Below are 24,560 nucleotides of genomic sequence, written 5' to 3'. Positions count from 1 at the left end.
GGAGTTAAGCGCGATCGCCTTTAACAATTATTGCGTTATTCGGTTTGACTGACTAGAGAATGGCTATTGACTCGCCAGGAAACCGTAAGAATGATGATTAGCAAAGCGAACGAGAACGCTCCAAGCCACATCGCGGCGGTTACATTGGTCATATCGACTGCCAAACCGCCTATTAAAGCTCCTATGCTGACAGCCAACTGATAAATACCTACATAGACCGGAGTTATGGCTTCTACAGCATTCCGAGCACTTGAAAGAACCAATAGCTGGAGGCCCAAAGGAGCCATCCCCCAGGCAATAGCCCAAATAATGAAAGCAATGATTGAAATAACAACGTTATGTCCAAACAGTGAAATGCTCAGTAATGAAATAAGGGTAAAAACTACTGTTAACACGATCAATCCCTTGAGGCTGCGACCCGCTATGAAACCAGCGGCAAAATTGCTTATGAAGGAAACAATCCCGTAGACTAGTAGTATCGCACTGAGTAGATTCGGGCCCATTCCAGTCACTTGCTGGAAAAAGGGTGTTATATACGTGTAGGATGCAAATTGACCACCCACAAAGAGAATCGCAATAACAAAGACCGTTCTTACTTCCTTCATCTTTAACAGTTTCAAGTAATCCTTTCCACGAACTCCCTGTTCCATCGGAATTCTCGGAAGCAGAATGAGTTGGATGATAAAAACAGCAATCCCAAGTATGCATCCTATCGTGAAAGCGATTCTCAAATCAAAATGTGCGGCTATAAAAGACGCTAATGGAACACTTAAAACCGTGCCAATCCCGAATCCTCCTAGGACAATCGAGATTGCTTTTGGTACCTTCTCTTGCGGAACTAGCTTTGCTTGAGCAGGCAAAGACACAGCCCAGAATCCTCCAACACTTATCCCAAGGATGATTCGTGCAATGACTAGCACAAAGAAATGGGTTGTAATCATCGAAAGTACACCAGATATAATAAGCAGCAACGACAGTCCGAGAAAAACCATCCGCCGATCCAGACGTCCGATAGTTATCATAGCAATAGGACCCGCAATGGCCGCCAGGATAGATGTGGACGTCACTGTAATTCCGGCAGTACCCTCCGATACATCAAAACTTCGACTAATTTCAAAAAGTAGACCAACTGGCAAAAATTCAGTAAGAGAAATTGAGAAAGCACCTAGTGCAATTGCAATAATAGCAAACCATGGATTCCGATTCGTAATACCCAATGTCTAACATCTCCCTGCAAAATAATTTTTCATATATGAAATCAGAAACCGTGATTTATGTTAAAAACATACTAGTGATCACCTGATCACCTCCTGTGCAATTGAATATGTGGGATGAGATATACAATATAGCATAACTTTTTCGTAGTAATTACCTATACATTTTGATGATAATGTTTGTGATTTTCGATGGATGCGCTTACGCAGGAAGATGGTCGAGAAGAGTGGGGCGATCCCAAAGCCGTGATTGATATGCTAACCCAAACGTTTGTTAACGCTCCAATCTTGGCGTCGTCAATAGCAGAGACGAATCATTCCTCCTCTAAGTGGTAAGAATAATCCTGAGCAAGTCTTCTATCATTTGGCGAAGCTCAAGCGAGTTTCTGGTGACAATTTTGAACCCACGCGATGCGCTAGTTAAATGATGGGCCAATTTATTTGGAGCAGGAGTTGTATAATACAGACAAATTGACAAAATATTTTTTTGTCAAAATCATAAATGAGGAGACTTGTTATAATGACATCAGCCCAAAAACCTTTAGATTCGACATTCGGATCACAAACAACCGCCCAAGAAGCACTTGATGGCCGCGACCTCCGAGGAAAAGTTGCGATAGTAACAGGCGGTCACGGAGGTATCGGATTAGAAACGACGCGAGTTCTGTCCAATGCAGGAGCCACCGTCATCGTAGGTGCACGCGACATTAATAAAGCACAAGACAAGCTTTCGACAATGAAAAACGTCGGGGTCATTCAGCTCGACCTGGCGGATCCTAAATCCATTGATCAGTTCGCCGCCGAGTTTCTGAAGTCTAACCAAGCTCTTGATATTCTTATCAATAACGCAGGTGTTGCAAACCCCCATGTGATTAAAGACGATCGCGGATTCGATACCCAGTTCGCGACGAATCATTTAGGGCATTTTCAACTGACATCTAGGCTATGGGAAGCGTTAATAAAATCCGGAAATTCCCGCGTAATCACACTTTCTTCGATCAGCCACATGGTAGGTCCGATCGATTTCAGCGATTTGAATTTCACCAAGAGGCCGTATAACAAGGACATTTCCTACGGAGAATCGAAGACCGCATGCTCACTCTTCGCAGTCGAACTTGATAAACGAGGCAAAGAGCACGGCATTCGCGGGTTTGCCGTCAATCCCGGCGCTATTCTCACCGGTTTGACTCGTCACATGACTGATGAGGAATTAGCAACTTGGGGTGTTCAACGAGGAGAAAACGGTGAATTCATTTCTCCAGCAGGCTTCAAAACCGTCGAGCAAGGCGCTGCAACGTCCATTTGGTGTGCAGTGAGTCCGTTGTTAGAGGGAAAAGGCGGAGTTTACTGTGAGAACTGTGACATCGCGGCTATTGTACCTGCGGACAGCAAGCTTATGACTGGCGTACGTGAATGGGCTATTGACCAATCAGCGGCCGAAAAGCTTTGGACCATTAGCGAGGATCTCTTGCGCCTTGGATCAATCCCGGAACTCTCCAAATAAACATTTCGATAGATGCCTTTGCAGAGAAGTTTCTTGCCTTAGGCTAGCCTCTGCACAAAATTATCCAATGACACAAAACTGCCTATATTCTTTACAATCTCAATTTAAGATGATAGTCTATAAACACGACGTTAACGTTATGTTTAGAGGTGAGTAATGAAAGACCGCATGCGCATAGGTGATTTAACAGAACGAGCCGGGGTAACTCACCGTACGGTTCGATATTATGAGAATATAGGACTGATCCCTCCTGGTGAGCGAGAAGGAAACGGCCAACACTATTACAGAGAAGAGACGGTTGCCCGCCTCCGAAAAATTGACCAATTAAAGAAGCTTGGACTCAGTCTGGAAGAAATAAGAGACATTATTGATCTCTATTTCATTGACCAAAGTGGTGTACAACCTAAACAGAAAGTCCTCGCTATTCTGCGACAGCACCTCTCAGAGGCTGACCAGAAGATCAATGGGTTACAGCAATTTCGGGCTGATTTACAGGCCAACATCGAACGCTTCGAGCAATGGTTTAAGGAAAGAGAGAGAGACTAATTTTTTTTTTGCTACAAACATGACGTTAACGTTATGTTTTGCTCATAATCTTTAAGAGGAGGGTTTAACGTTATGAAAGACACCATCGGATTCATCGGGCTTGGCAATTTAGGGTTACCTATGGCTACCAATCTCCTAAATACCGGATACGATCTCACGGTGTACAACCGAACTGCGAGTAAAGCGGCACCACTAGTTGCTCAAGGCGCACGGTTGACGTCCCGGCCAGCTGAGGCTGTAACGGCCGGAGGAATTGTCGTCACGATATTGTGGGATGATGAATCTGTGGAAAGCATCGTCAAGAGCGACGGCTTTTTAGAGCAGTTGGGATCCGAAGGTATTCATATTTCCATGAGTACGTTATCGCCGCATTCAGCAAGGAAGCTTGCAGCTCTTCACGGAGAGTATGGCAGTATCCTGGTGGAAGCGCCGATCTTCGGAGTGCCACAGGCAGCAGTCGGCCGTGAACTCTCTATCCCCATGGCAGGACCGCAGAAGGCCAAAGAACGCATTCGACCAATTCTGGAGGCGATGGGAGGGTTGAATATTTTCGACTTTGGCGAGGAAGTCGGCGCTGCAAACCAAGTTAAACTCGTTGGAAACTTCATGATTGCTTCAGCTGTGTACACAATTCGAGAAGCCCTCAAGATGGTCGAAAAGAACGGAGGCGATCCCAAAGCCGTGATTGATATGCTAACTCAAACGCTTTTTAACGCTCCTATCTATAAGAGATATGGCCATATGGTTGTCGACAAAGAAGATCATCTCTTCACACAGAACAAGATCCCGTTGAAGGATGTGGGTATCTTCAAAAAAACGTCACAACAAGTGGACTCTCCCGTCCCTATGTCAAGTCTATTGTATGACCTTATGAGCTACGAGCAAGGACAAGACTTACATCAAAATCCGGTGCGCGTACATGAGATGTCTAAAGACGGCTAAACGGATTAGGGAGAATGTTGGCTTAGTAGCTTGATGTTAACTGATGACGATAGGCGCATTACGTTAACGAGGAACTATTGCTTTAAAAATACCGCGGCAGCTGATCAGGGATCAGCTGCCGCTTTTATTTAACAGAAGGGTAGGATAATATTCTTATCCAACTACATAAAAGAACTTAGGCTGCCGTTTAATAGAAACCCTCGCGCGAAATACCCGCTGCTTCTGCTATTTCATTCATTGATACTCGCTTATAGCCATACTTGAAAAACACATCCAATGCAACGGATAGTATATGAAGTTTCTTTTTGTCGTCCATGAAGTTAATATTATACACTTTACAAACTTTGTCTAGTTGTATAATATAGACACATAGACATTTTAAATATATTGTCTAAAATTTTAAATAAGGAGCCCTGGTATGATGATCACAGCTTAAATCAAAGAAGTACGGCAAGGGTTACAAATATATCAGATGGACATTGCGGTTTCGTTCCAATGGGTAGCAAGCGCATGACAAGACATATATACACTAACCTTTAAAGGAGATCTTAATTATGACAACAAAGCAAACACCAATTGGCTCTGGCTTTGGAGCTTCTGTGACAGCCGAAGACGTTATTAAAGGTATTGATCTTTCCGGCAAAATTGCCATCGTCACCGGAGGCTATTCCGGACTCGGTCTTGAGACTGTACGTGTGCTGCGTTCAGCTGGCGCCAAGGTCATCGTTCCGACGCGCGACCACAATAAAGCGGTAACCGCCCTTGCGGACATCGACGGCGTTGAAATTGAAGTGATGGATTTGCTAGACCCTAGCTCGATCGATGCCTTTGCAGAGAAGTTTCTTGCCTCGGGCCAGCCGCTACACATGCTAATAAACAGTGCAGGCATTATGGCATCTCCTCTGTCACGCGATTCGAGAGGATATGAATCGCAATTCGCAACGAATCATCTGGGCCATTTCCAGCTTGTCGCCCGGCTTTGGCCAGCGTTGCGTAAGGCGAATGGCGCGCGGGTGGTTTCAGTTTCGTCCTGGGGGCATCACTTTTCACCTGTCGTGTTTGATGATCCCAACTTCGAACAACGTGACTATGATCGCTGGGGAGCCTATGGCCAGTCGAAGACGGCCAACATTCTCTTCGCGGTCGCGCTAGACAAACGCGGCCAGGCCGATGGCGTGCGCGCCTTTTCCGTTCATCCGGGCAGTATTGTTGGCACCGGTCTCGAAAAACATCTTTCAAAGGAAGAACTGCTTGCCGCGGGCGTCATCGATGAGTACGGGCAGCCAGTCCTCGACCCGACGAAAAATCTGAAGACGGTAGGGCAAGGAGCCGCTACCAACGTATGGTGTGCGACGAACCCACAGCTTGAAAATATGGGCGGCGTCTATTGCGAGAACTGCGATATAGCTCCTTTAGGACATGACGCTGAGTCTGAATTTCAATTGGACAACAATTCGACATTAACGGACTCCGGCGTAATGCCATATGCGGTCGATCCTGAGGCGGCCGATCGACTCTGGAGTCTTAGTGAACAACTGATAGGTTTAAGGTTTGCAATATAAAAGAAGAAAATTCTAAGGAACATTACCTAGCATTTTAGAAAAAAGATGGATAGAGTAAAGGAGGATGTAAAATGGAACATACAAATAAAGCTTTAACCGGGGCAGCCGTTACTTTCGCGAAGGATCTCGAATGGTTCGACACGATGCCAGGCGAACAAATGGCCATTCGCATCCACAGCAATCAAGTTGGAGGAGCGATCACTGTCATCGAAGCGCGCGTACCTGTTTTGATGGGTCCACCGAAGCATATTCATAAGGAACGTGAAGAGGTTTTTGAGATTCTAGAAGGAACTTTCCGTTTCCAATGCGGAGAGGAGGAATTTGAAGCTACTCCAGGAACGAGTGTCGTAGTTCCTCGTGGCGTACCTCATGCATGGGCTAACGTCGGAACCGAAATGGGACGTATCCTTTTCACCTTCGCACCTGGTGGAATTGACGATTTCTTCCCTGAAATCAGCAAACATTCACTCGAGGAAATTGGGCGACTGGCGGAGCAGAATGACACACTGATTATTGGACCACCGATTCTTCAGCAATCCCGTTAACATTTGGAACCTGACTATTGGACTTCATATAATTAAATAAACAAAGAGAAAAGGGACAGTCCAGGATTACATCTGAACTGTCCCGTTATTTATATGCTGAGAGAATGATAGAGAAATGAAATGGATTAGACCTTACATAGTCTCAAGCGTAGAACGATTCGTTCAGCTTTTTTTATTCTAGTTTCCATGACATAGCGGTTGCTTCGGCAGCCGTTGATGGAAAAGGCGACTATCTCATGCTCATTCCGCCGATTATCGACGGTGGTTACTGGATTTCGCCAATGGAAGGTTAATGCAACCTTGATTCATTGTGCCACTGCAAGGAAAATAGTGGTAATATATTTTTATTAATTGGATAATGGGGGGAGATAGTGTGGGTTCAAGAATAATGCATTTAATTATTGCAAATAAAATTGCAACTCGTCTAACTATAGAAGAAAGAACGCTTTTTTTACTCGGAAGTATTGCTCCAGATGCTGTATCAACTAAAAACGAGTCACATTTTTTTATAGGTGAACATCAGGACTATTCTAGAAGTGTTGACTATAAAGGATTTTTATATAAATATAGTTCGCAAGCAGAAAGCCTTTATATATTGGGATATTATACACATTTGATTGCTGATGAAATATGGTTGAAAGGTTTCTACCTACCTTGGCTGAGAAACAGAATGGATGCCGATAAAGAAATACATGGTTTATACCATAATGATTTCAGATTATTAAACGGGAAATTACTGGACCACTATGGTCTTCGTGAAGAATTGAAAAAGACACTATATTACATTCCAACAATCATTGATTTACAAGAGGTTAACTCAAAAGATGTAGAAGAGTTTGTTCCTATTGTACTGAGTGATATGGAGTACGAAAAGGAAGTTGTAAACCAGAAACTTAATGTTTTTATGTTTGATCAAATTGTAGGTTACATAGAAACATCAGTTGAAATGGGGTTATTAAAGTTAAAACAGGCTGTCATCCTACATCGGCTGCACACTGCACGCGAATGGTTAACCGCTCATCATTAACGACTTTTAGTGTCTCCTGTAGTGTACGGTCCCATGCGGATCGATTGCTTTTTCCAATTATCGGGCAGGATTGCTTTACCAATTCACGAATAAATAAAGTAATACTTCGATTTAATATATTATCGATTAAAGCGAATTAGGAGGGGTTGATGTTGGGTTTGGATGAAGAAATAACCATCTGCAATTATGATCCTGAGAGGCTTCGATGGTATACAGAAGAAGTCTCTTCGTTGTTTTCCATTTTTGGTCCTGATGTTCCCATTGAACATTTTGGTAGCACATCTGTTCCTGGCATGGCGGCAAAACCTATAGTTGACATACTCGTTGGTATTTCTGAATTTCCGCACATCCCGACATCACAAGCTCAAGCATTAGAAGATTTAGGATATGAGAATCTTGGAACTGCTGGGGCTTATGGAATCACTGGATACGAAGAACCGTCAATCGCAGTAAACAGCTATTGCATCATGCGACTGATGATTGACAAGCAATACCAGAATAGGGGTTATGGTCGGGAAGCTATGAATAAAATCTTGGAATATATCCGCACTTTTCCAGCAGGGCCAGCACATTACTGCTGGATACCTTATAAATCGGATAACGTCGCTACCAAAAGGCTTTATGAAAATTTCGGCTTCCGTGATAACGGTGAAGTTTTTAACAACGAATCAATAACTGTACTGCGACTCTGATTTACTGTCAAACCTATAATCGAGCTCGAAAGAACGGGTATTTCGCTACCGGGGAACGTTAGATCAATTTTTAAGAATTTAGAACCAAAGATACAAGGTATGAGGACGTCAAAGGACTGTCATACTTCTTAACTTAAGCACCGATTCATGTAGTAAAGGATTTGCTTCCTCCACCAGTACCAATCATGATTAACATCGTGCCCCCAAATTCCACGCTTGCTGGGACGTGTTTCTCCTGCAGCACTTCCAAGAGCTTCTGCGTCTCCGATCGCATTAAATCTTCATAAGCGCCTTGGCCTGTACAAACGATGATTTTGCTGTTCCTGTATTGATTCAAATAGGAATCGTCCTCCAAGTTTTTTAAATAGTGAAGTGGGGAATGGTAATAAGCTGAAGGAGGGACCTCTTCTCCAAAAAACGATTGGTCGAATACAAACCGCTTAAAGCAATTAAACTGTCAAAATAGTGTGGATGCCGGAAAAACATGTTGGCACTGTGATAAGCCCCCAGCGAACATCCTGTCGCCATGATCTTCAGAGTTCGTCCTCCGTTGCTCTCCTTGCTTTGATCCAGAATAGAAGGAATGAGTTCGTCTTTCACATAGGCATCATATTGGTTATAGCGTTTCATTTTCTCATCGGTCGTCGAGTTCTTGGCATAAAATGTCTCTTCATCAATGCTATCGCATGTCCAGACTTGAATTTGCCCTTGTTCAGTATAACTTTCTAACGTGCCGATCATGCCGGAATCTTCATACTGATAAAACCGTCCGCAGGAGGTGGGAAAAACAAGAACGGGCTTCCCTTGATGTCCGTAGGTTTTGTATGCCATGTCCCTATGCAAGTTGTCACTATATGACTTGTGATAGGTAACACTCATGCATACACCTCGACTCTGTTTTCCACTGCATGAATAAAAGCTTCAATTCGTTTCACTTCATCAAAGTTTTTTGAGCGAAATTGATACGCATAATTTCCCCTTGACTGGCTTTGTACATCTTCAATGCTGAAGTGATAGACAATTTCATGTTGATATCGCTGCATGATCTCTTTATGCCCATGGGCGTAGGGGAGGTGGTTTTTGTGGCTGGCAAACCCGGTATAATACTTCCCGACAAAAGGTCCTTCCACCTGATTATTAACAACCATATTCGCCCATAGTTCGTAGATATCGATATCGTAAGAGTAATTGATCGCATCCGTCATCCACGAACCAGGCGGCCTCATATTGACTTCAAGCGCAATAATATTTCCATCCGCATTGGATTTGAAAAACTCGAGATGAAAAAAGCGTTCTTTGATCCCATAGGTTCGGATGATCTTTCTACCGGCTTCCTCAATTTCCGCGCTTACTTCCTTTAAACAATAATAGCTAAAATGATTTCCAGAATTTACGCTTTCCATGATGCTATGGGGAAATTCGTGGCTTGCAGCAAATATGATTTCTCCATCTTTGTTGACAAGACCATCATAGGTTTGCAGTACGCCGTCTATATGCTCTTGCATGATAAACTCGACTTCTGGCGGTTTGGTATGCAAGAAATGCGCGAGCTCCGACTCGCTCGCGATTTTGTAAGTCATGTTTGCTCCCACGCCTATATTCGGTTTTACAACGACGGGATAGCCGATTTTCTCAATGAATTTCTTTGCCTTCGCACGATTGAATTTCGTTATGGAACGTATGGACTCGACACCGCTTTTTTTAAAAAACTTTTCCATCTTTGATTTTTGTTTCAAATTTGAAATGAAATCGAGCTTCGTTCCGAAAATGTTGAAGTCCGTTCGAATGTACGCATCAAGCTCTAACCAATGCTCGTTAAGAGATTCGAAACGATCAATTTTTCCATATTTATGGGTATAGTAACCGACCGCGCGAAGAACCTCGTTATAATTTTCCAGACGATCGACTTTGATATACTCAGTAAGTGAATGTTTCAGCTTCTCGTTCAGTGAGTAATAATCCACATCGCTAATGCCAAGTACATTCACTCCGCAGTTTTTCAAGTGAAAGCAAAATTCCGTGCAGTACTTTGGATAATTCGGCGAAAAAAAATAAAGTTCATATATTTGCCCCCCTGACTCCTGTTATTTAAAATCTTATCCTGACATTACCATGTTTTCAAGAAAATGAATTGTAAAGATCAATATGCGGTTATATGTATGAGAAACACTTCTGGTGCAAAATAGCAACTACGGAACGTGCGTTACTTTTTGCAGAGAGACATACGCGTAAACAAAAGACGGTTAATGAAGGGAATTATGTGTCATTTATGTACATGTACGGCGACACAAATATAGGAACGGAAGTTATGTTGAACAAGTTGTAAATTTAACATTTTAAAGTAAGAGCATTTCTTTGTAATGAGAAATGCTTTTTATTTTTGTCAAAATTAAAAGGATATTTCAATAACAAAAAATATAAACAATATAAATTTATTGTTTATCAATAAATAATATGCTAAAATCATGTTGTCATTAAATAAGTGAGGTGTTTTAAATGAATGTTAAACGAGGTTCAACCACTTTCTTAAAGGTAATTATTTTTCTGGCTGGAATTGCAGTGCTTGCTTTGTGTATCTGGTTGCCTGAGATAGCCGTTAGAGATGCAAGGGTACATCCCGATACGGCTTACTTCCTAATCCCCTTTTTAGTATGTGCATACGGATTCTGTATTGCGTTTTCGGTTGCGTTGTATCAAGCATATAAACTATTAACCTACATCGAAAAGAACAATGCTTTCTCTGAATTATCCCTTAAATCATTGAAGATTATAAAGAAATGTGCTTTTACAGTCATTTTCCTCATTTTGATAGGAATAGTAAGTTTAAGGGTGCTTACTACAGTTACAGGTAGTGATGATGCAGCGGGTCCTACATCATTATGTCTAATGGGGATTTTAGCAACAAGTATCCTCGCGGCCATTGTGGACGCACTTCAAAAGCCATTAAAAAATGCCCCAGATATAAAGTCAAAAAATGAGTGATTAATGGATATGTAAGACTTTGGATTGTCAGCGAGGTGACATCACTAACGCTATTGTTAAAGAGTTTCATGGATAATTGATGAAGACCATGGATTGAACTAACGAAAGAACGTTAGTATATATGCATAATCAGGAGGAGGCTGCCAGCATGATCGGCAGCCTTTACTCAATAAAAGGTGGGCAGTTCAGTTCCAATTTGGTTAGCAAACGGTACTGTGGGACTGCCATTACTTGAAGGTATTGATTATTCTTGCCGCGGCCGGCAAATGTTCCCTTCTTTCATTGAAGTAACCGGCAGGATACTTCAATCATTTTATCGAACACCTAGACAATGGGGGGGAATTACGACACCTTACTTTGAAAAGTCTAAAGGAATAAACGACAAACGCTACACAACGACAAGGAGTGAAGTTATGAAATTATTGCTCACATCTGCAGGCATTAATGCCGCTGGTCCGGGAGACTGACGTCCTGCTGGTGGCGGGCGGAGACGCCCTCTATCTGTGCCACTGGATGAGGCAGTCCGGACTGGCAGACCTCTTGCCGTCGCTGCAGGCAGTTTATGTGGGAATGAGCGCCGGGAGCATGGTGATGGCACCTAACATTGGGGAATTCTTCGTTGGCTGGACTCCACCCACCGGTGGTGATGAAACGCTGAGTCTGGTTGATTTTGCAATATTTCCGCATCTGGACCACGAGATGCTGCCTGGAAACACCATGGCTGCTGCAGAGAGATGGGCCGCTGGGATGCAAGGACCGACGTATGCGATTGATGATCAGACTGCCATCAAAGTAATCGACGGAGCAGTCGAAGTTGTTTCCGAAGGGAATTGGAAACATTTTTCGCCTTGATATACTCCGCTGTGGAGTAACTGGGAACCTTAGTTTCATGAAAGCAGCGACAAGTCTAGGACTTTATTTTCTGTTGACAATAAAAAGGAGAGTTTACGAGACCGTCTAAAAATGAAGGAATAAAAAAAGAGCCCTCGATTTTTCCATCTAAGAACTCCTACCAGTTAAATTTCCCAGAAAATATTAATTCACCGTTTCCCGTAGGTAGGTCATAAACTCCATATATAGTAATCATAGGCGGAGATTCGATATAAGTTTTTGATAAAGTGGAATAAACTTTGACCTCAATCGTATCACCGGCTGCTATTGCGTCCTCTTTCGTTTCCCAATAACTTATGGCACCGAACTCATTACTTATATCTTCTCCCAAAAATGTAATACCTCTAAATCCCTTTAATGATCGATGGACCATGTGAGTTTTCTCCGCCCATTGCTCTGCAAATGAAATGGGGGCATCAGGTTTTAATCTAAACATACTTAATCTAGCGTACATTAGGAATCTCCACCTTCTACAGTCAATATTAAAATGTTATGTTAAATCAGTTCGAAAAGTGTATGTTGATTTAAATTTTGAATTTTGAGTGAGTAACATAAAAATCCAATTAATAATCTCAAGGCAGAATGGAGAGGTGCATTAGTCAGATTTATCGTCGAATCATTAAGCAATCGAGGTTAGTTCCAATCCTCCAACATAACATAGCTGCAAACTAATAACATCACAACAATCCATCGATTTCTCATGATCTTTGCCTCCATCTCGACATTCATTCTAAGTCGTTAGACTATGATAACATGCCTAAAAAGGTGATTTTTAATGGGAGACTATAGCTCCACGACAGCGGGCTACTGGGGATATCGGTAAGCCTGTTCAAGTAAAGGGCGGCTATGTGGAACAAAATGGAAGGATTGTAATCGGTGTTGTCGAATATACATTGAAGATAACTTTGATTATTCGGAGGTGAATAGATCATGCTCATATCGTTTGAACATGATTTAGAAATGTTGAAAAATAATGCGATTGGAGGTCATATGAAATGAAGCATCTTGTAGTCTATGCCCATCCAGAACCTGAAAGTTTTAATCGTGCTATATTGGAAACCACGATCACTGTATTGAAACAAAACGGTCATGAGGTTAATGTGCGTGATTTGTATTCGCTCAATTTCCAACCTGTGCTAAAACCAGAAGATACGGCTGCTATGAGAGCTGGACACACTCCGCAGGATATTAAAACGGAACAGGAATTTATCACCCAAGCGGACGCAATTACATTTATTTATCCAATCTGGTGGACGGGGCTTCCCGCTATCCTTAAAGGTTATGTTGACCGTGTGTACTCTTACGGCTTTGCCTATAGTATTGGTGAAGAAGGCATCATTAAGATGCTGACAGGTAAGCAAGGTTTTATTATCAATACACACGGTACTCCTCAAGAGATTTACGATAAGATTGGTATGACCGATGGATTGAAAATCACGTCTGATATTGGTATCTTTGACTTCGTTGGTATTGAGCCTGTAGGACATTTATTATTTGGTAGTATCGGGTTCCTCGATGACGAATCGTATTACAAAGGGTTGCTAAAGGAAGTTGAAGATAAGATTGATTCATTATTTCCACAATGAGTTCAAGCCACATAAGTGTACAGGCTGCCAAAGATAGGCAGCCTGTTTTATTAATTTGCATTCGTTATTTTTCTTTAGAAGAAATTAATTTGTTGAGGGACGTAAGAACTATAGCTCAATACTTAAACAGGTTGCCGGCATGCTGGCAGCCTGTTTAAGTAACGATCAGTAGAGCGTGGCAGTCCTTCACCCTCGAACGGGCAGGATAGCTGATTGACTTCGCGACATTTCAAGGAGGATTATATGAAGACCATTATCTATATGGTTAGGCATGCTGAATCACCATACACTGAAGGAACCGAAAGAACAAGAGGACTCACCATTAAGGGCAAGAGCGATGTTGAAAAAGTTACAGAAGTTCTTAAAGAAGAAGGAATAGATGTTATTATATCTAGCCCTTATAACCGAGCAATCCTGAGTATTGAGGGATTGTCACAAAACTTAGGATTAGATATCAAAACATTTGAAGATCTCAGGGAAAGGAATTTTGCTGGAGAAAATATTGCTGATTTAATGTCAGTTATTAGAGAGAAATTTTATTATTTTGATTATTCTTTACCGGGTAGGGAGTCTAATTCTGATTGCCAGAATAGATCGATATCAGTGATAAAAAACATATTAAAAGAACACTCTGGGAAAAAAATAGCTATTGGAACACATGGACTTGTAATGACTGTGATGATGAATTATTTTGATTCAAGTTATTGTTTGGATTTTTTAAATCAATTAATGAAACCAGATATTTGTAAATTAAGTTTTGAAAATTTAGGAGCTTCATCACGGCAGCTCTTTTTTTGCATTAATGAAATAACGGTAGGGAGTTTAACACTATACTTGAAACGGTATCTTTTGATCATTTTTCCAACCAAATTTGTTTAAAGTCAATCCAGCCGTTAGAGTTGAATGAAGCGCCTCTAACCGAAGGATGCATATAAGTATTCAGCTGTCGATGATGCAGGAAAATGATATGACACTCTTCCCTGAGACGTGCCTCGATATCGCGCATGTGGCTTCTACGGGCTTGAATGCTTTCAGAGGCAAGAGCCAAGTCAATCTTGGAAAGAATCCAGCACTTGAGTGAAGGAGTTAGATAAGTACTGGAGATGCATTCCTCATGTTCATACATGTCGATCTCGCAGACATCATCTTCGGCTAGAATGATCCCCGAAATAGTGAAATCAGCGCTAGATATGATTTTAGGATCTAAAACTTGCGTCCAATTCGCCAAAAACAGCTCGACAGCAATGCCAAAGTTAGTCATGCGCGTTACGATCCATCGTCCGTCTCGTTCATACTTTTCGTGTACGACAAGTCGAAGCTCGGTCCCGTCGTAGCTGGATTGGGACAGTGCATGATAGATTTCCGAATCGGTTGCAGTTTTGCGCTCATATTGCAAACTGTCTTCAGGGCGCAAATAATAAGCAGGCAGCACGCGTTCTCCGCCTAGTTCGACTTGCATAGCCACAGGATCGAGCATGAGACTTACGGCTTTGCGGAAGTTCTCGTTCTGTGTCCACCCCTCTTTATTGCCGTTCCATGTCATCATTGTGCAGCCGTCGCACAACCGGACGAGAGATTGCCAATTTTCTTCTGGATGCTCTTCCTGCACCGACTTATCCCCATCATGAGTTTGTATCACGGAGGGCAAGCCAATTGTAGACTCCTGTTGGCAATCTTCCGGCATGATGATGATATCGACGTCATCCAAGTAGGGTCTTCCCGCATAGAAGGAGGTATTGGCAGCTAACTCAATGCGATGTGGAGAAAAGGAGAGCAGTTGGAAAGGTCCTGTGCCCGTCGGCAGTCGCCAATAGTCTTCTTCAATGTGTCCGTTCAAATCCAGAGGCAAGATGGAAGAAGCGGCTGAGCATAAAAAACGGTCAAAAATCCGATTTGATTGCGAGAGTACAAAACGCACAGTACGCGGTCCTAGAGCTTCCACAACCGAAAGGTTTCTCATCATCCAGCGGTTAGGCATGTTTTGAGAGCGAAGCCGTTCGAAAGTAAAGACTACATCCTGAGAGGTCAGTTCACGACCCGAATGGAACAAGACACCTTTACGTAAGTAGAAAGTCCATTCCATTGCCTGCGAATCTGTGTTCCACGTATGAGCTATTCCGGGAATTATCCGATCTACCGTCTCGTCATACGTGACTAGACGATCGAAGATTTGCCGGATGATGTGTGAGTCGAAGGCATAATTCACTTTAGCAGGATCAAGCGTTTGGACGCTACGGTAGACGGGAAAACGAAGCGTATCGCATTCGGTAAGACCTCTCACCGTTTCCTTCTGGTAGCCGAATCTCCCCTGCAGCCATTCGATGAACTTGATCTTGGCTTCTGTTCCTTCACCGTACATGCTGAGCACTTCGAACGATGTGCGATAATCGCCTTGATCTGCTTTGGACGTAGCCAGGTTGAGCAAGAAGTTTTCTTTATGCACCTTGAAAATTATGTGTGATCGATTACCGCGACCGCGGCCAGGTAGCCAATTTATGAGACACTCTTCCTCTAATTTCTTCAGCACAAGTTTCGCGTTCCTTGACGTGCAGAATAGCGCATTTGCCAACTCTTCCAGAGTTGCCTCCACAGCTTCGCCATTCGAGTTTCCACCGCCAAAACGGTCGTATAAAGTCAAATAGCGTTCAGCTATCAGCATGCTGATCACCCCTTTGGTTGCTAAAAATACACATAATAGATTATTGAAGTATAACATTTTAGGATATTTGAGACTACGGAACAATTTCTATCTTATAAAATGTTGTGAATGGTTTCAATGAAAAAGAGAGAATTAGTATTGGAACGCTAGTTTGGGTGTGGATTACGCTGCATTGAAGCAACTCTTTTTATGATTCACTGAAGTAACGGAGTAGAGCGTGGTCATGATGAGATAGTCATAGGTAATCTAGACCCCTAAAATTAATCTGTGAGTGACTAGGAGATTAAAAGTGTAATGGTAAAATAAGACTAATTCCCACCTATCAGGTTGAGTAACGGAATAACTAATTTGATGTAATTTGCTTCATGGTGACAACGAATAATAGACTAATGTGATGGATAAAATTTTTGCAACAATTTCAACCAATCATACGTTTAAGGTACTGTAAGCGAAAACTAAACTCATCGAGGGGATAGAAACTGGCGTAAGCATTAGAGAAATGATGGGGAAACAACATGAGGAGGAATTTACTTGAAGAAGAAATTATTAATTGCGCTTGGACTTACTGGTGTTATCACAGCATCTATTGCTGTTGGCGCTTATGCGGCAACGGATATTAAATTATTTATTAACGGGAAAATAATCAATGCTGATTTGCAGATCGTAGATGGATCCAGCTATGTTCCTTTGAGGGTTGTTTCTGAGTCACTTGGAGCTAATGTAAAGTGGGATGGGGACAAACGGGAGATTAGTATTACGGGACAAACGGGTCAAGTAGGCCAAACCGTCTATGAGAACACCCAATATGGCTTCCGTTTCACGCTGCCGGACAGTTGGAAAGGGTACACGATCGTAACGGACAAATGGGAGGGTCTTTCTGTAGGGGATGCGCAAGGCGATAAGGTCAGCGGCGCGAAACTCAGCATCCGCCATCCCGAATGGACCGCTGAACAGCCTAAACAGGATATCCCTATTCTCGTCTTTACTGTCGACCAATGGAACGACCTTCAGCAGGATAAATTCCACATCGGCGCAGCGCCTATCGGCCCAAGCGAACTGTTGCGCAATGACAAATACGTGTTCGCTCTTCCGGCGCGCTATAACTTTGCCTACCCTGATGGCTACCAAGAAGTGGAAGACATCTTGAAGAGCAATCCGATTCAACCGATGAAGTAATCAAATACTACAAAAAAAGATTACCCTTTGACGTATACGGCCTGTTGTTGTGCTAACTGATAACGTTACTTAAATAGGGATCGCCGGCTGCAATGCAGTTTGACGATCCCTATTTTGCTGAAGTAACGGGCAGCATTGCGTAATCACTTCGTAGAATATCTCTTGTATGGAATGCCTAAACGATCAGCTGCTTCGAACAGTTTATCGATGAGTTGAGCACTATTTTGCTCAGGAAATACATTAATGATGGTCAAAATAAGCTTTGAAAAACAGCATCCGGCGTAATGCCATTCCAGCTCGGAAAATATAAGGCACCACAGTATATTTGTACGTGCCTTTCCATGAATAGATCCTTTCACATACACAAATAATGTAACTAGTACGTGAAGGAGGCCGGAAAATGAACAATCAACGCGCACAAGAGATTGCAGTTTCACCTACCATGGTTGATGTCACTTATAACGGGAAGCCAATCTACATTCAACATGTCGACGAAGAGAATGAAACCGCCACAGTTTATCCTTTGGATCAACCAGAAAATGAGCAAAGCGTCCCTTTAAGCAGTTTAGTCGAGAGCTCTCAAGTGTTAGATATGGAAGATATTAAAATGGTATGCCCATCCCCTAAATAATTGAAAAGATGATGTTAAATGCGTACCTATTGCAACCGAGAGTTCAATATTAACATGAGAAGGCAACGGACCAAGTCGGATCCGTTGCCTTTTCTCAACGAAAGGGGAGCATAGTTGAAAAGACCGTTGGTTTATTTGGAACTATGTGGTAGAATGTTGGTGATTTATTATGAAACACGGTTTCATTAAGTGAAACTTTAAAGGGGGATTTAAATGCCTATTAACTTCCACGAAGATAAAAACAGAATGACCTATACAACAAGAGATGCCGACGAATCATGGATTTCTATAATCGAAAAAAATGTTGATGTCATTGGTAGTCAAGTTGTTGATATCGGTTGCGGCGGAGGCATTTACACCAAATCCTTTTTAAGTATGGGTGCATCACAAGTGACGGGCGTAGACTTTTCTGAAGAAATGTTAAAAGGTGCTTCACAGAACTGTATGGATTGCAAAAACGTTATGTTTGTTCAAGGAGATGCTTATGATACGAAGCTTCCTGAAGGTGGATACGATATAATTCTAGAGAGAGCATTAATTCACCATCTAGTTGACTTGAATAGGTGTTTTAAGGAAGCAAATCGCATTTTGAAGAATAACGGTATTTTAATAGTTCAAGATAGGACATCTAAGGATTGCTTAATGCCAGGAGACGAGAGCCATCTTAGAGGTTATTTTTTTGAGAAGTATCCTAAATTAGTTCATAAAGAAATTAATCGCCGACATGAATCTAATAATGTACGAAATGCACTCGAATCTAATGGATTTAGACTACTTAGCGAAAATCAGATATGGGAAACTAGACGAAAGTACAATGATGTTGAATCATTACACCACGACCTTCAAGAAAGAACAGGTCGTTCAATTTTGCACGAGTTAACAGATAACGAACTTAATGAACTAATATTGTATATTAAAAGTAAAATTGATGGAACACAATTTCCGATAATTGAAAAAGACTCTTGGACGGTGTGGTTTGCTGATAAAATAAGTTAAGCTAGCGCAGAACGATAGTTAGTTCAAAGTAAGGGAAGAGCCAGTATTTTTAATTCTGAAGTCATAGCGTAGTATACGTTCAGTATTAATAACTATTGTTTCCACGCTTGTCAAAACAAGCTCACGCTCATCCTTCTTTACAAATCGCATGGTCAAGAAAAACGAAGAACGTTTGTTAAATAAACACACTTACTGGGGGCTGCCTGCCAGAGTGGGTAAGTTACTTGGTTGAAATGGATGGTGTGTTAGATGTTTTATAAACGAAAGTTATCAAATTGGATGGCTATTATTATTTTAATACTTCTAGGGATAACTGCTATCGCGTTGATTCTTAGCTTACACTCACTCGAAAAGAAACATGATGCCTCGAATATAGCATTAGACAGAGTCGGAAAAGCAGACGATATCGGCGAGGTGGTTGCCTCTTTGTGCACGGATGAGTTTGGATGGGTGAATCCAACACGCCTCGAAGTATCAGGCGGGCAGATGCTTAAATTTAACAAGACTTGGTGAAGTGCTTTAGAAATAAAGGGGGCTGTCCTATTTGGGACAGCCCTATTATTCATTCGGCTCATTTTCCTAAAGTCTTAACAAAGAATAAAATATACATTATGTCTGATTTGAATGGGCATCATTACGGGAACGGAGATAATGCACTGGTGAGAGTCCAAACAACCTCTTATACTCACGGCTAAATTGAGTCGAACTTTGGTAGCCCATTTGCAATGCCGTTTCTGTTACATTTGCACCGTCAAGTAGAAGCCTTCGCGCCTCTTGAAGCCGAAGTTGTTTTTGATATTGTAAAGGTGTTATACCGGTCACTTCTTTGAATTTGTAATGAAGACTGGAAACGCTCATATTCCCAAGTTTAGCTAGCTCTTTAATGTTAATGGTACTATTAAAGTTATGTGTGACCCAGTCGACCACCTTGCTTATCTGGGAAGCTTCCTGATGCCATAACATGCTGAAGTAAAAATCGGTACCTTCTTCTCCGGTTAGTAACCAGTAGATAATTTCTCTTTTTATTGATGGTGTGAGGTACTTTGCGGCTTTGGGGTTTTGTAAGAGTTTAAGCAATTTTTCGAAACCTTCCAATATCTCAAGTGTTGTTTTGCCAACAAAAATACCATGTTGCTGTTTAGATTTTGGTTGGAGCTTTAAGTCCGCTTCAGTTGCGACAGCGGCGACTTCTCCAGGTGGCAATTCAATCCGAACTGCCATATATGGAGCAGCAACTGATGCTTCTACCACCTGACCTGTAACCGGCATACTTACACTTGTTGCAAGAAAATTCCCCGGCTTGTATTCAATAATATCTTCTCCAATCTGCATGTGCGTTTTCCCTTGCACAATAATGCAGAGAGACGGTTTTAATGGACCTTTTGATGCAACCGTAGGACTTTTTTCGGTCAAGATTTGAAGGAAGGGGATTTCTGTCTGAAATATGTTTGTACGTAAAGGTATTTTTAATATTAAGTTTATTAAGCGGTTCAGGACCTCCTGAACATTTTCCTGATTGTTGTCCATGGAATTAATCCCCTCTTATAACAAAAGGTTTTCTTAATATGCATTAGACCACGTAATTCATAAGATAACAACTCCATTTGGATTATTAGGCAGACAATCAATACGATTGAACTATCTATAAAAAAGAAATAGGCAGATAATAACGGATGTAGCGGACAGATACTTGCTGGTTGCGAAGCGAGTATTATCATGCTTTAGAATACCCGATGTTAAGGAGGATATACAAAATGAAGTATAAGCAGCTTGGAAATACAGGACTTTTAGTTTCACAACTTGCGTTAGGCACAATGACGTTCACGAGTGGAAAGGATAGCTATAAAATTCTCGGTTCAGTTGGGCAGGAAGAAGCCGACAAGATGATAAAAAAGAGTGTCGATATCGGAATTAATTTCTTTGATACTGCTGATATTTATGCGGAAGGTGAAAGTGAAATTATTCTGGGACAATCCTTCCGCAATCTTGGTATTGCACGGGAGGAAGTTGTAATTGCTAGCAAAGCCGCCGGACGAACAGGTGCGGGACGTAACGATGTTGGTGCTTCAAGAGGACATATTATGAATGCAGTGGAAGCAAGTTTAAAGAGATTGAAGACTGATTATATCGATTTGTATCAGATTCACGCCGATGATTTCGTGACACCTGTAGAAGAAACTTTAGGTGCTTTAAATGATCTGGTAACACAGGGTAAGGTGCGATATATTGGAGTGTCGAACTGGCTAGCTTGGAAAATTGCTGATGCTCTTGGTATTTCGGAACGCAAGAATCTGGCTCGCTTTGAAACGGTTCAGGGGTATTATTCTCTTGCCAGCCGCGATGTTGAGCGAGAGCTGGCACCTTTGATGGAAGCGAAGAAGATGGGGCTTCTGGTGTGGGGTCCGCTTGCTGGCGGTCTGCTGTCAGGGCGTTATGATCGAAACAATCAAAAGGCAGAGGATTCGCGCCGCTCTGCGGCTGATTTCCCGATTGTAGATAAAGAGCGAGCTTGGAATATCATTGATACGTTAAAACCGATCGCTGAAGCACACGGGACAAGTATAGCAAGTGTAGCGCTCGCTTGGCTGATGACAAGACCAGTTGTAACCTCCGTTCTTGTTGGAGCGAAACGATTGGATCAGTTGGAAGAAAATCTGGAAGCTGCAAATTTAGAACTGACGGATGATGAAATTCGCCAACTTGACGAAGTGAGTACACTGCCTCCTGAATATCCAGGTTGGATGGTTGACTATCAGAAAAGAGATCGCCTGGAACCGCTTTTTTGACAGAATATTCAGTCCAGAGTATCGTGAGCTTGAACACACATTAGGTTAAATGCGACGATGAGGACAAGCAGATCCGGAAACGCTGTTCAGAGAACTTTCGGTTGGTGAAAGGCAGCGGCTTCGAAATAATAGTAGTAGGCATGCCGTTACAATGAAGCATCGTTGTTGGATGATGTCTAAGAGGTTGTATTTGCTTAGGTTGTAACGCGAAGAAAGGGGCTATCCCGAAGGTCATCATAAATGACTAGAGGGCAGCCCCTTCTTTGTAAACAAAAAGAAATCTCTCTTTTAATTATATTAGAAGAATAAGATCGGGTCCCACACTGCCATGAATATATAAACCTGATTTATGTAATAGATGGACTGGGCGAGCATAGCGAAGAAAGTATTGAAAGGAGAACGATACTACACCCACACGGTAAGCGTGTGGGCAACTGTCCAATGACACAAAAGTACCTACATAACTATAAATGTATATGCGTGAGGAATCAGGCTTTTTTATTTTTATGTGGGTGGATTTGTGTCATCAAAAAATGCACAAATGTCCCAACATTGTAGTCTTGCGACACAAATTCATCTACTTTATAGGAGTTCAATTTTCAGGTCGGATCAAAGAAAAAAATTCTCCTAATACCGGCGACTAAACTTTACCGCTCCACTAACATGACCCATTGTAAAGTCAAGAAGAACGCCTTTCTCGATAACCCAATAGCTTTCGACAAAGTAGGGACATGTGAACTGACCTGTTACCCGACCTGTAACTCCTGGAGAGGCACAACTGAACATTCAACTTGCAAGAAGGAACGGATGAAACAAGTACATCAATTTATTTTGATTAAATGATTGACCTCATATGAAAAAGATGGTAAATTGAGATCATTAAGTTAAATCAAAAAAAATTGATTAATAGTAGTGGAGGTGTTAAAATGAATCTGAATTATTATTCTATTGAGAGTCAGATGCTTCAGCGCAAATCAGAAATTGAAAAAGCTGCTGTTACAGCATGGCAAATAAGCAATGAGAGAAAAAATCGCCGATTGTTGAAAAATGCAATTTTTGGACTTAAAGCTTTGACTATAAAAACTCGCATACAAACTCAAACAGCATGTTGCAGCTGCTGCTAATTTCAAAAGAAGGTGTAGACAATGATCAAAGAAATACCGATTACATCAGTAAATGAGCCAATTGTATCCTTAAAAGAGTATGAATCAAAATTCAAAGCACTTGCCGATGTGAAACGATTGCAAATCATGTATGAACTTACTCAGCGTGGTAACACCTGTGTGTGTGATCTTACTGAAATTGTAGATATGCCTCAATCTAAACTATCGTATCATTTGAAAATTCTGTTGGATGCGAGGATGATTACAAAGGAAACACGCGGTACTTGGAGTTACTACGAAATAAATCAAACTGAAGTAAGTCGAATACTTTCTGAGCAATTGTGCTGTATTTTTAAACCTGCTCGGAATAACGGTAGTGATTGTTGCTAAATTTTTTGGACTTTAAATCAACTTTTTTTGATTAATATTTTAGGAGAACAATGAAGAAGAGGTTAATTGCTGAATTTATTGGTACTTATTTTTTGGTCTTTGCTGGGCCAGGCGCGATGATAATAGACGAAATCACCAAAAGTATTACGCATGTGGGTGTTGCTCTCACCTTCGGGCTCGTAGTTATGGCTCTCATCTACACTTTTGGGCATATTTCCGGTGCTCATTTCAATCCTGCGGTTACCATCGGGTTTTGGTTGCGTGGCGACATGTCTTCAAGAGAAAGTCTTTACTATATCGTTATACAGTTTGTTGCAGCGACTGCCGCGAGTTATACGCTATATTTATTATTTGGGAATATTGCAGATCTAGGTGCAACTATTCCAATTTCAACGGAAGGGCAAGCATTTGTTCTTGAATTTATTTTAACGTTTGTCCTTATGTTAGTCATTTTAGGATCTGCCGTACATGGTAAAGCCATTAAAAGTTTTGCAGGAATCGCAATAGGGGGTACTGTTGGTCTCATGGCAATGTTTGCTGGCCCTATAAGCGGCGCTTCCATGAATCCAGCTCGATCGTTTGGCCCCGCAATCGTTTCGGGTACAACGCAGCATTTATGGTTATATTTAGTGGCATCCATCCTTGGAGCTACAACTGCCACATTGGCATATAAACTATTAGATGAACAAGGAGATTAAAAAAAATGGATAAGAAACTCGTGTATTTTCTTTGTACAGGTAACTCTTGCAGAAGCCAAATGGCAGATGGATTTCTAAGAGCGTTAGGAAGTGATAATTATGAGGTCAAAAGTGCTGGATTGGAAGCGCATGGACTTAATCCTCGCGCCGTAGTTGTAATGAAAGAGGCTGGCATCGACATTTCTGAGCACACTTCTGATATAATCGATCCAGAGATCCTACAGAAAGCTGATTACATCATTACTTTGTGCGGTCATGCAAACGATAACTGTCCTGTCGTGCGTAACGATAAAGCAGAGCGTTGGCACTGGGGTTTTGATGATCCAGCAAAAGCAAGTGGGACAGAATTAGAAATTATGGCTAAATTTTGTGATGTCAGGGATTCGATTAAAAACCGTGTTGAGCGGTTTGTGAAAGAAGGTAAATGACATGATTAAAAGAATGCACGTAGCGGTAAACTGCAGCAACCTCCAAAAATCACTCGATTTTTATAAAGCCTTTTTCGGAGAAGAGCCTACAAAAGTGAAAGAAAATTATGCCAAGTTTGAGCTGATTGACCCAGCGCTTCATTTTTCATTTAGCAATAGGTGATCGCCTCAGCCAGTCTGGGCTCCTTTTAATTGATGAAAT

General features: G+C 41.8%; 27 protein-coding genes and 2 pseudogenes. 21 read left to right on the top strand and 8 right to left on the bottom strand.

Translation table 11 applies throughout. The features are described 5' to 3' along the window. Positions 1-35: 35 nt before the first annotated feature. Positions 36-1,217, bottom strand: coding sequence for an MFS transporter (locus tag AC58VC_RS06125; protein WP_497367961.1), 1,182 nt, complete (start codon positions 1,215-1,217; stop codon positions 36-38). Between the two features lie 517 nt (positions 1,218-1,734). On the opposite strand from AC58VC_RS06125, the gene AC58VC_RS06120 reads away from it, so the two are divergent. From AC58VC_RS06120 to AC58VC_RS06110, 3 genes are all read left to right on the top strand, one after another. After that, a complete protein-coding gene (locus AC58VC_RS06120; RefSeq protein WP_497367960.1) occupies positions 1,735-2,718 on the top strand; it encodes an SDR family NAD(P)-dependent oxidoreductase in 984 nt (327 codons plus the stop codon). Positions 2,719-2,874: 156 nt separating this feature from the next. Then, entirely contained in the window at positions 2,875-3,264 is a 390-nt protein-coding gene (locus tag AC58VC_RS06115; protein ID WP_497367959.1) for a MerR family transcriptional regulator, read from the top strand. Between the two features lie 72 nt (positions 3,265-3,336). Then, positions 3,337-4,206: an NAD(P)-dependent oxidoreductase gene (locus AC58VC_RS06110; RefSeq protein ID WP_497367958.1), complete on the top strand. Its 870-nt coding sequence runs from the start codon at positions 3,337-3,339 to the stop codon at positions 4,204-4,206. A gap of 187 nt (positions 4,207-4,393) precedes the next feature. Here AC58VC_RS06110 and AC58VC_RS06105 read toward each other — a convergent pair whose 3' ends face one another. Further along, positions 4,394-4,522: a TetR/AcrR family transcriptional regulator gene (locus tag AC58VC_RS06105; protein WP_497367957.1), complete on the bottom strand. Its 129-nt coding sequence runs from the start codon at positions 4,520-4,522 to the stop codon at positions 4,394-4,396. 238 nt (positions 4,523-4,760) lie between these two features. Between AC58VC_RS06105 and AC58VC_RS06100 the strand changes: the two genes are divergently transcribed. The 4 genes from AC58VC_RS06100 to AC58VC_RS06085 all read left to right on the top strand — a co-directional run bounded on the left by AC58VC_RS06100 (position 4,761) and on the right by AC58VC_RS06085 (position 8,032). Then, on the top strand, positions 4,761-5,768 hold the full coding sequence (locus tag AC58VC_RS06100; RefSeq protein WP_497367956.1) for an oxidoreductase: 1,008 nt from the start codon (positions 4,761-4,763) through the stop codon (positions 5,766-5,768). Positions 5,769-5,839: 71 nt separating this feature from the next. Continuing rightward, entirely contained in the window at positions 5,840-6,313 is a 474-nt protein-coding gene (locus AC58VC_RS06095) for a cupin domain-containing protein (protein WP_497367955.1), read from the top strand. A gap of 373 nt (positions 6,314-6,686) precedes the next feature. Next, positions 6,687-7,340 carry a zinc dependent phospholipase C family protein gene (locus tag AC58VC_RS06090; RefSeq protein WP_497367954.1) on the top strand — a complete coding sequence of 218 codons (654 nt, stop codon included), beginning with the start codon at positions 6,687-6,689 and terminating at the stop codon, positions 7,338-7,340. 152 nt (positions 7,341-7,492) lie between these two features. Then, positions 7,493-8,032, top strand: a complete 540-nt coding sequence (locus AC58VC_RS06085; RefSeq protein WP_497367953.1) for a GNAT family N-acetyltransferase — start codon at positions 7,493-7,495, stop codon at positions 8,030-8,032. A 145-nt stretch (positions 8,033-8,177) separates the two neighbouring features. On the opposite strand, the gene AC58VC_RS06080 is transcribed toward AC58VC_RS06085, so the two are convergent. From AC58VC_RS06080 to AC58VC_RS06070, 3 genes are read right to left on the bottom strand one after another with little or no spacing between them, the layout of a single operon-like run. Further along, the gene (locus AC58VC_RS06080; protein ID WP_497367952.1) at positions 8,178-8,369 is read right to left on the bottom strand and encodes a hypothetical protein; all 192 of its coding nucleotides are present in this window, start codon (positions 8,367-8,369) and stop codon (positions 8,178-8,180) included. 23 nt (positions 8,370-8,392) lie between these two features. After that, positions 8,393-8,863 carry an alpha/beta hydrolase-fold protein gene (locus AC58VC_RS06075; protein WP_497367951.1) on the bottom strand — a complete coding sequence of 157 codons (471 nt, stop codon included), beginning with the start codon at positions 8,861-8,863 and terminating at the stop codon, positions 8,393-8,395. Between the two features lie 44 nt (positions 8,864-8,907). Further along, positions 8,908-10,035 carry an ATP-grasp domain-containing protein gene (locus AC58VC_RS06070; protein ID WP_497367950.1) on the bottom strand — a complete coding sequence of 376 codons (1,128 nt, stop codon included), beginning with the start codon at positions 10,033-10,035 and terminating at the stop codon, positions 8,908-8,910. Between the two features lie 493 nt (positions 10,036-10,528). On the opposite strand from AC58VC_RS06070, the gene AC58VC_RS06065 reads away from it, so the two are divergent. The 3 genes and pseudogenes from AC58VC_RS06065 to AC58VC_RS06055 all read left to right on the top strand — a co-directional run. Further along, a complete protein-coding gene (locus AC58VC_RS06065) occupies positions 10,529-11,014 on the top strand; it encodes a DUF2975 domain-containing protein (RefSeq protein ID WP_497367949.1) in 486 nt (161 codons plus the stop codon). Positions 11,015-11,190: 176 nt separating this feature from the next. Continuing rightward, a complete protein-coding gene (locus tag AC58VC_RS06060) occupies positions 11,191-11,481 on the top strand; it encodes a hypothetical protein (RefSeq protein ID WP_497367948.1) in 291 nt (96 codons plus the stop codon). Next, positions 11,459-11,866 (top strand): annotated as a pseudogene (locus AC58VC_RS06055) (Type 1 glutamine amidotransferase-like domain-containing protein); the annotation flags it as partial. The gene AC58VC_RS06060 and the pseudogene AC58VC_RS06055, both read left to right, overlap by 23 nt. Positions 11,867-12,023: 157 nt before the next feature. Here AC58VC_RS06055 and AC58VC_RS06050 read toward each other — a convergent pair. Then, the gene (locus AC58VC_RS06050) at positions 12,024-12,359 is read right to left on the bottom strand and encodes an antibiotic biosynthesis monooxygenase family protein (RefSeq protein ID WP_497367947.1); all 336 of its coding nucleotides are present in this window, start codon (positions 12,357-12,359) and stop codon (positions 12,024-12,026) included. Between the two features lie 541 nt (positions 12,360-12,900). Between AC58VC_RS06050 and AC58VC_RS06045 the strand changes: the two genes are divergently transcribed. Both AC58VC_RS06045 and AC58VC_RS06040 read left to right on the top strand, forming a co-directional pair. Continuing rightward, entirely contained in the window at positions 12,901-13,491 is a 591-nt protein-coding gene (locus AC58VC_RS06045) for an NAD(P)H-dependent oxidoreductase (RefSeq protein ID WP_497367946.1), read from the top strand. Between the two features lie 243 nt (positions 13,492-13,734). Further along, a complete protein-coding gene (locus AC58VC_RS06040; RefSeq protein WP_497367945.1) occupies positions 13,735-14,370 on the top strand; it encodes a histidine phosphatase family protein in 636 nt (211 codons plus the stop codon). Here the strand turns inward: AC58VC_RS06040 and AC58VC_RS06035 are convergent. Beyond that, complete coding sequence (locus tag AC58VC_RS06035; RefSeq protein ID WP_497367944.1) at positions 14,345-16,150, bottom strand: SgrR family transcriptional regulator; 1,806 nt, start codon at positions 16,148-16,150, stop codon at positions 14,345-14,347. The two genes, AC58VC_RS06040 and AC58VC_RS06035, sit on opposite strands and share 26 nt — an antisense overlap. Positions 16,151-16,681: 531 nt before the next feature. Here AC58VC_RS06035 and AC58VC_RS06030 point away from each other — a divergent pair. The 3 genes and pseudogenes from AC58VC_RS06030 to AC58VC_RS06020 all read left to right on the top strand — a co-directional run bounded on the left by AC58VC_RS06030 (position 16,682) and on the right by AC58VC_RS06020 (position 18,953). Continuing rightward, a complete protein-coding gene (locus tag AC58VC_RS06030) occupies positions 16,682-17,326 on the top strand; it encodes a stalk domain-containing protein (protein ID WP_497367943.1) in 645 nt (214 codons plus the stop codon). Positions 17,327-17,726: 400 nt separating this feature from the next. Further along, positions 17,727-17,900 (top strand): annotated as a pseudogene (locus AC58VC_RS06025) (small acid-soluble spore protein H); the annotation flags it as partial. Positions 17,901-18,170: 270 nt separating this feature from the next. Next, positions 18,171-18,953, top strand: a complete 783-nt coding sequence (locus AC58VC_RS06020) for a methyltransferase domain-containing protein (protein ID WP_497367942.1) — start codon at positions 18,171-18,173, stop codon at positions 18,951-18,953. Positions 18,954-19,562: 609 nt separating this feature from the next. Here AC58VC_RS06020 and AC58VC_RS06015 read toward each other — a convergent pair. Continuing rightward, a complete protein-coding gene (locus tag AC58VC_RS06015; RefSeq protein ID WP_497367941.1) occupies positions 19,563-20,480 on the bottom strand; it encodes an AraC family transcriptional regulator in 918 nt (305 codons plus the stop codon). A 227-nt stretch (positions 20,481-20,707) separates the two neighbouring features. On the opposite strand from AC58VC_RS06015, the gene AC58VC_RS06010 reads away from it, so the two are divergent. The 6 genes from AC58VC_RS06010 to AC58VC_RS05985 all read left to right on the top strand — a co-directional run bounded on the left by AC58VC_RS06010 (position 20,708) and on the right by AC58VC_RS05985 (position 24,521). Then, positions 20,708-21,739 (top strand): aldo/keto reductase, encoded by a 1,032-nt coding sequence (locus tag AC58VC_RS06010; protein WP_497367940.1) that lies wholly within the window; start codon positions 20,708-20,710, stop codon positions 21,737-21,739. A 926-nt stretch (positions 21,740-22,665) separates the two neighbouring features. Next, positions 22,666-22,863 carry a hypothetical protein gene (locus tag AC58VC_RS06005; RefSeq protein WP_497367939.1) on the top strand — a complete coding sequence of 66 codons (198 nt, stop codon included), beginning with the start codon at positions 22,666-22,668 and terminating at the stop codon, positions 22,861-22,863. Between the two features lie 21 nt (positions 22,864-22,884). Then, positions 22,885-23,232, top strand: coding sequence for an ArsR/SmtB family transcription factor (locus AC58VC_RS06000; protein ID WP_497367938.1), 348 nt, complete (start codon positions 22,885-22,887; stop codon positions 23,230-23,232). Between the two features lie 50 nt (positions 23,233-23,282). Then, positions 23,283-23,930: an MIP/aquaporin family protein gene (locus tag AC58VC_RS05995; protein WP_497367937.1), complete on the top strand. Its 648-nt coding sequence runs from the start codon at positions 23,283-23,285 to the stop codon at positions 23,928-23,930. Between the two features lie 5 nt (positions 23,931-23,935). Continuing rightward, positions 23,936-24,358 (top strand): arsenate reductase (thioredoxin), encoded by a 423-nt coding sequence (arsC, locus tag AC58VC_RS05990; protein ID WP_497367936.1) that lies wholly within the window; start codon positions 23,936-23,938, stop codon positions 24,356-24,358. A gap of 1 nt (position 24,359) precedes the next feature. After that, positions 24,360-24,521 (top strand): VOC family protein, encoded by a 162-nt coding sequence (locus tag AC58VC_RS05985; protein WP_497367935.1) that lies wholly within the window; start codon positions 24,360-24,362, stop codon positions 24,519-24,521. Positions 24,522-24,560: the final 39 nt, after the last annotated feature.

The organism is Paenibacillus sp. J22R67 (assembly GCF_059692175.1).
This window is presented reverse-complemented; position numbering and strand designations above follow the sequence as displayed.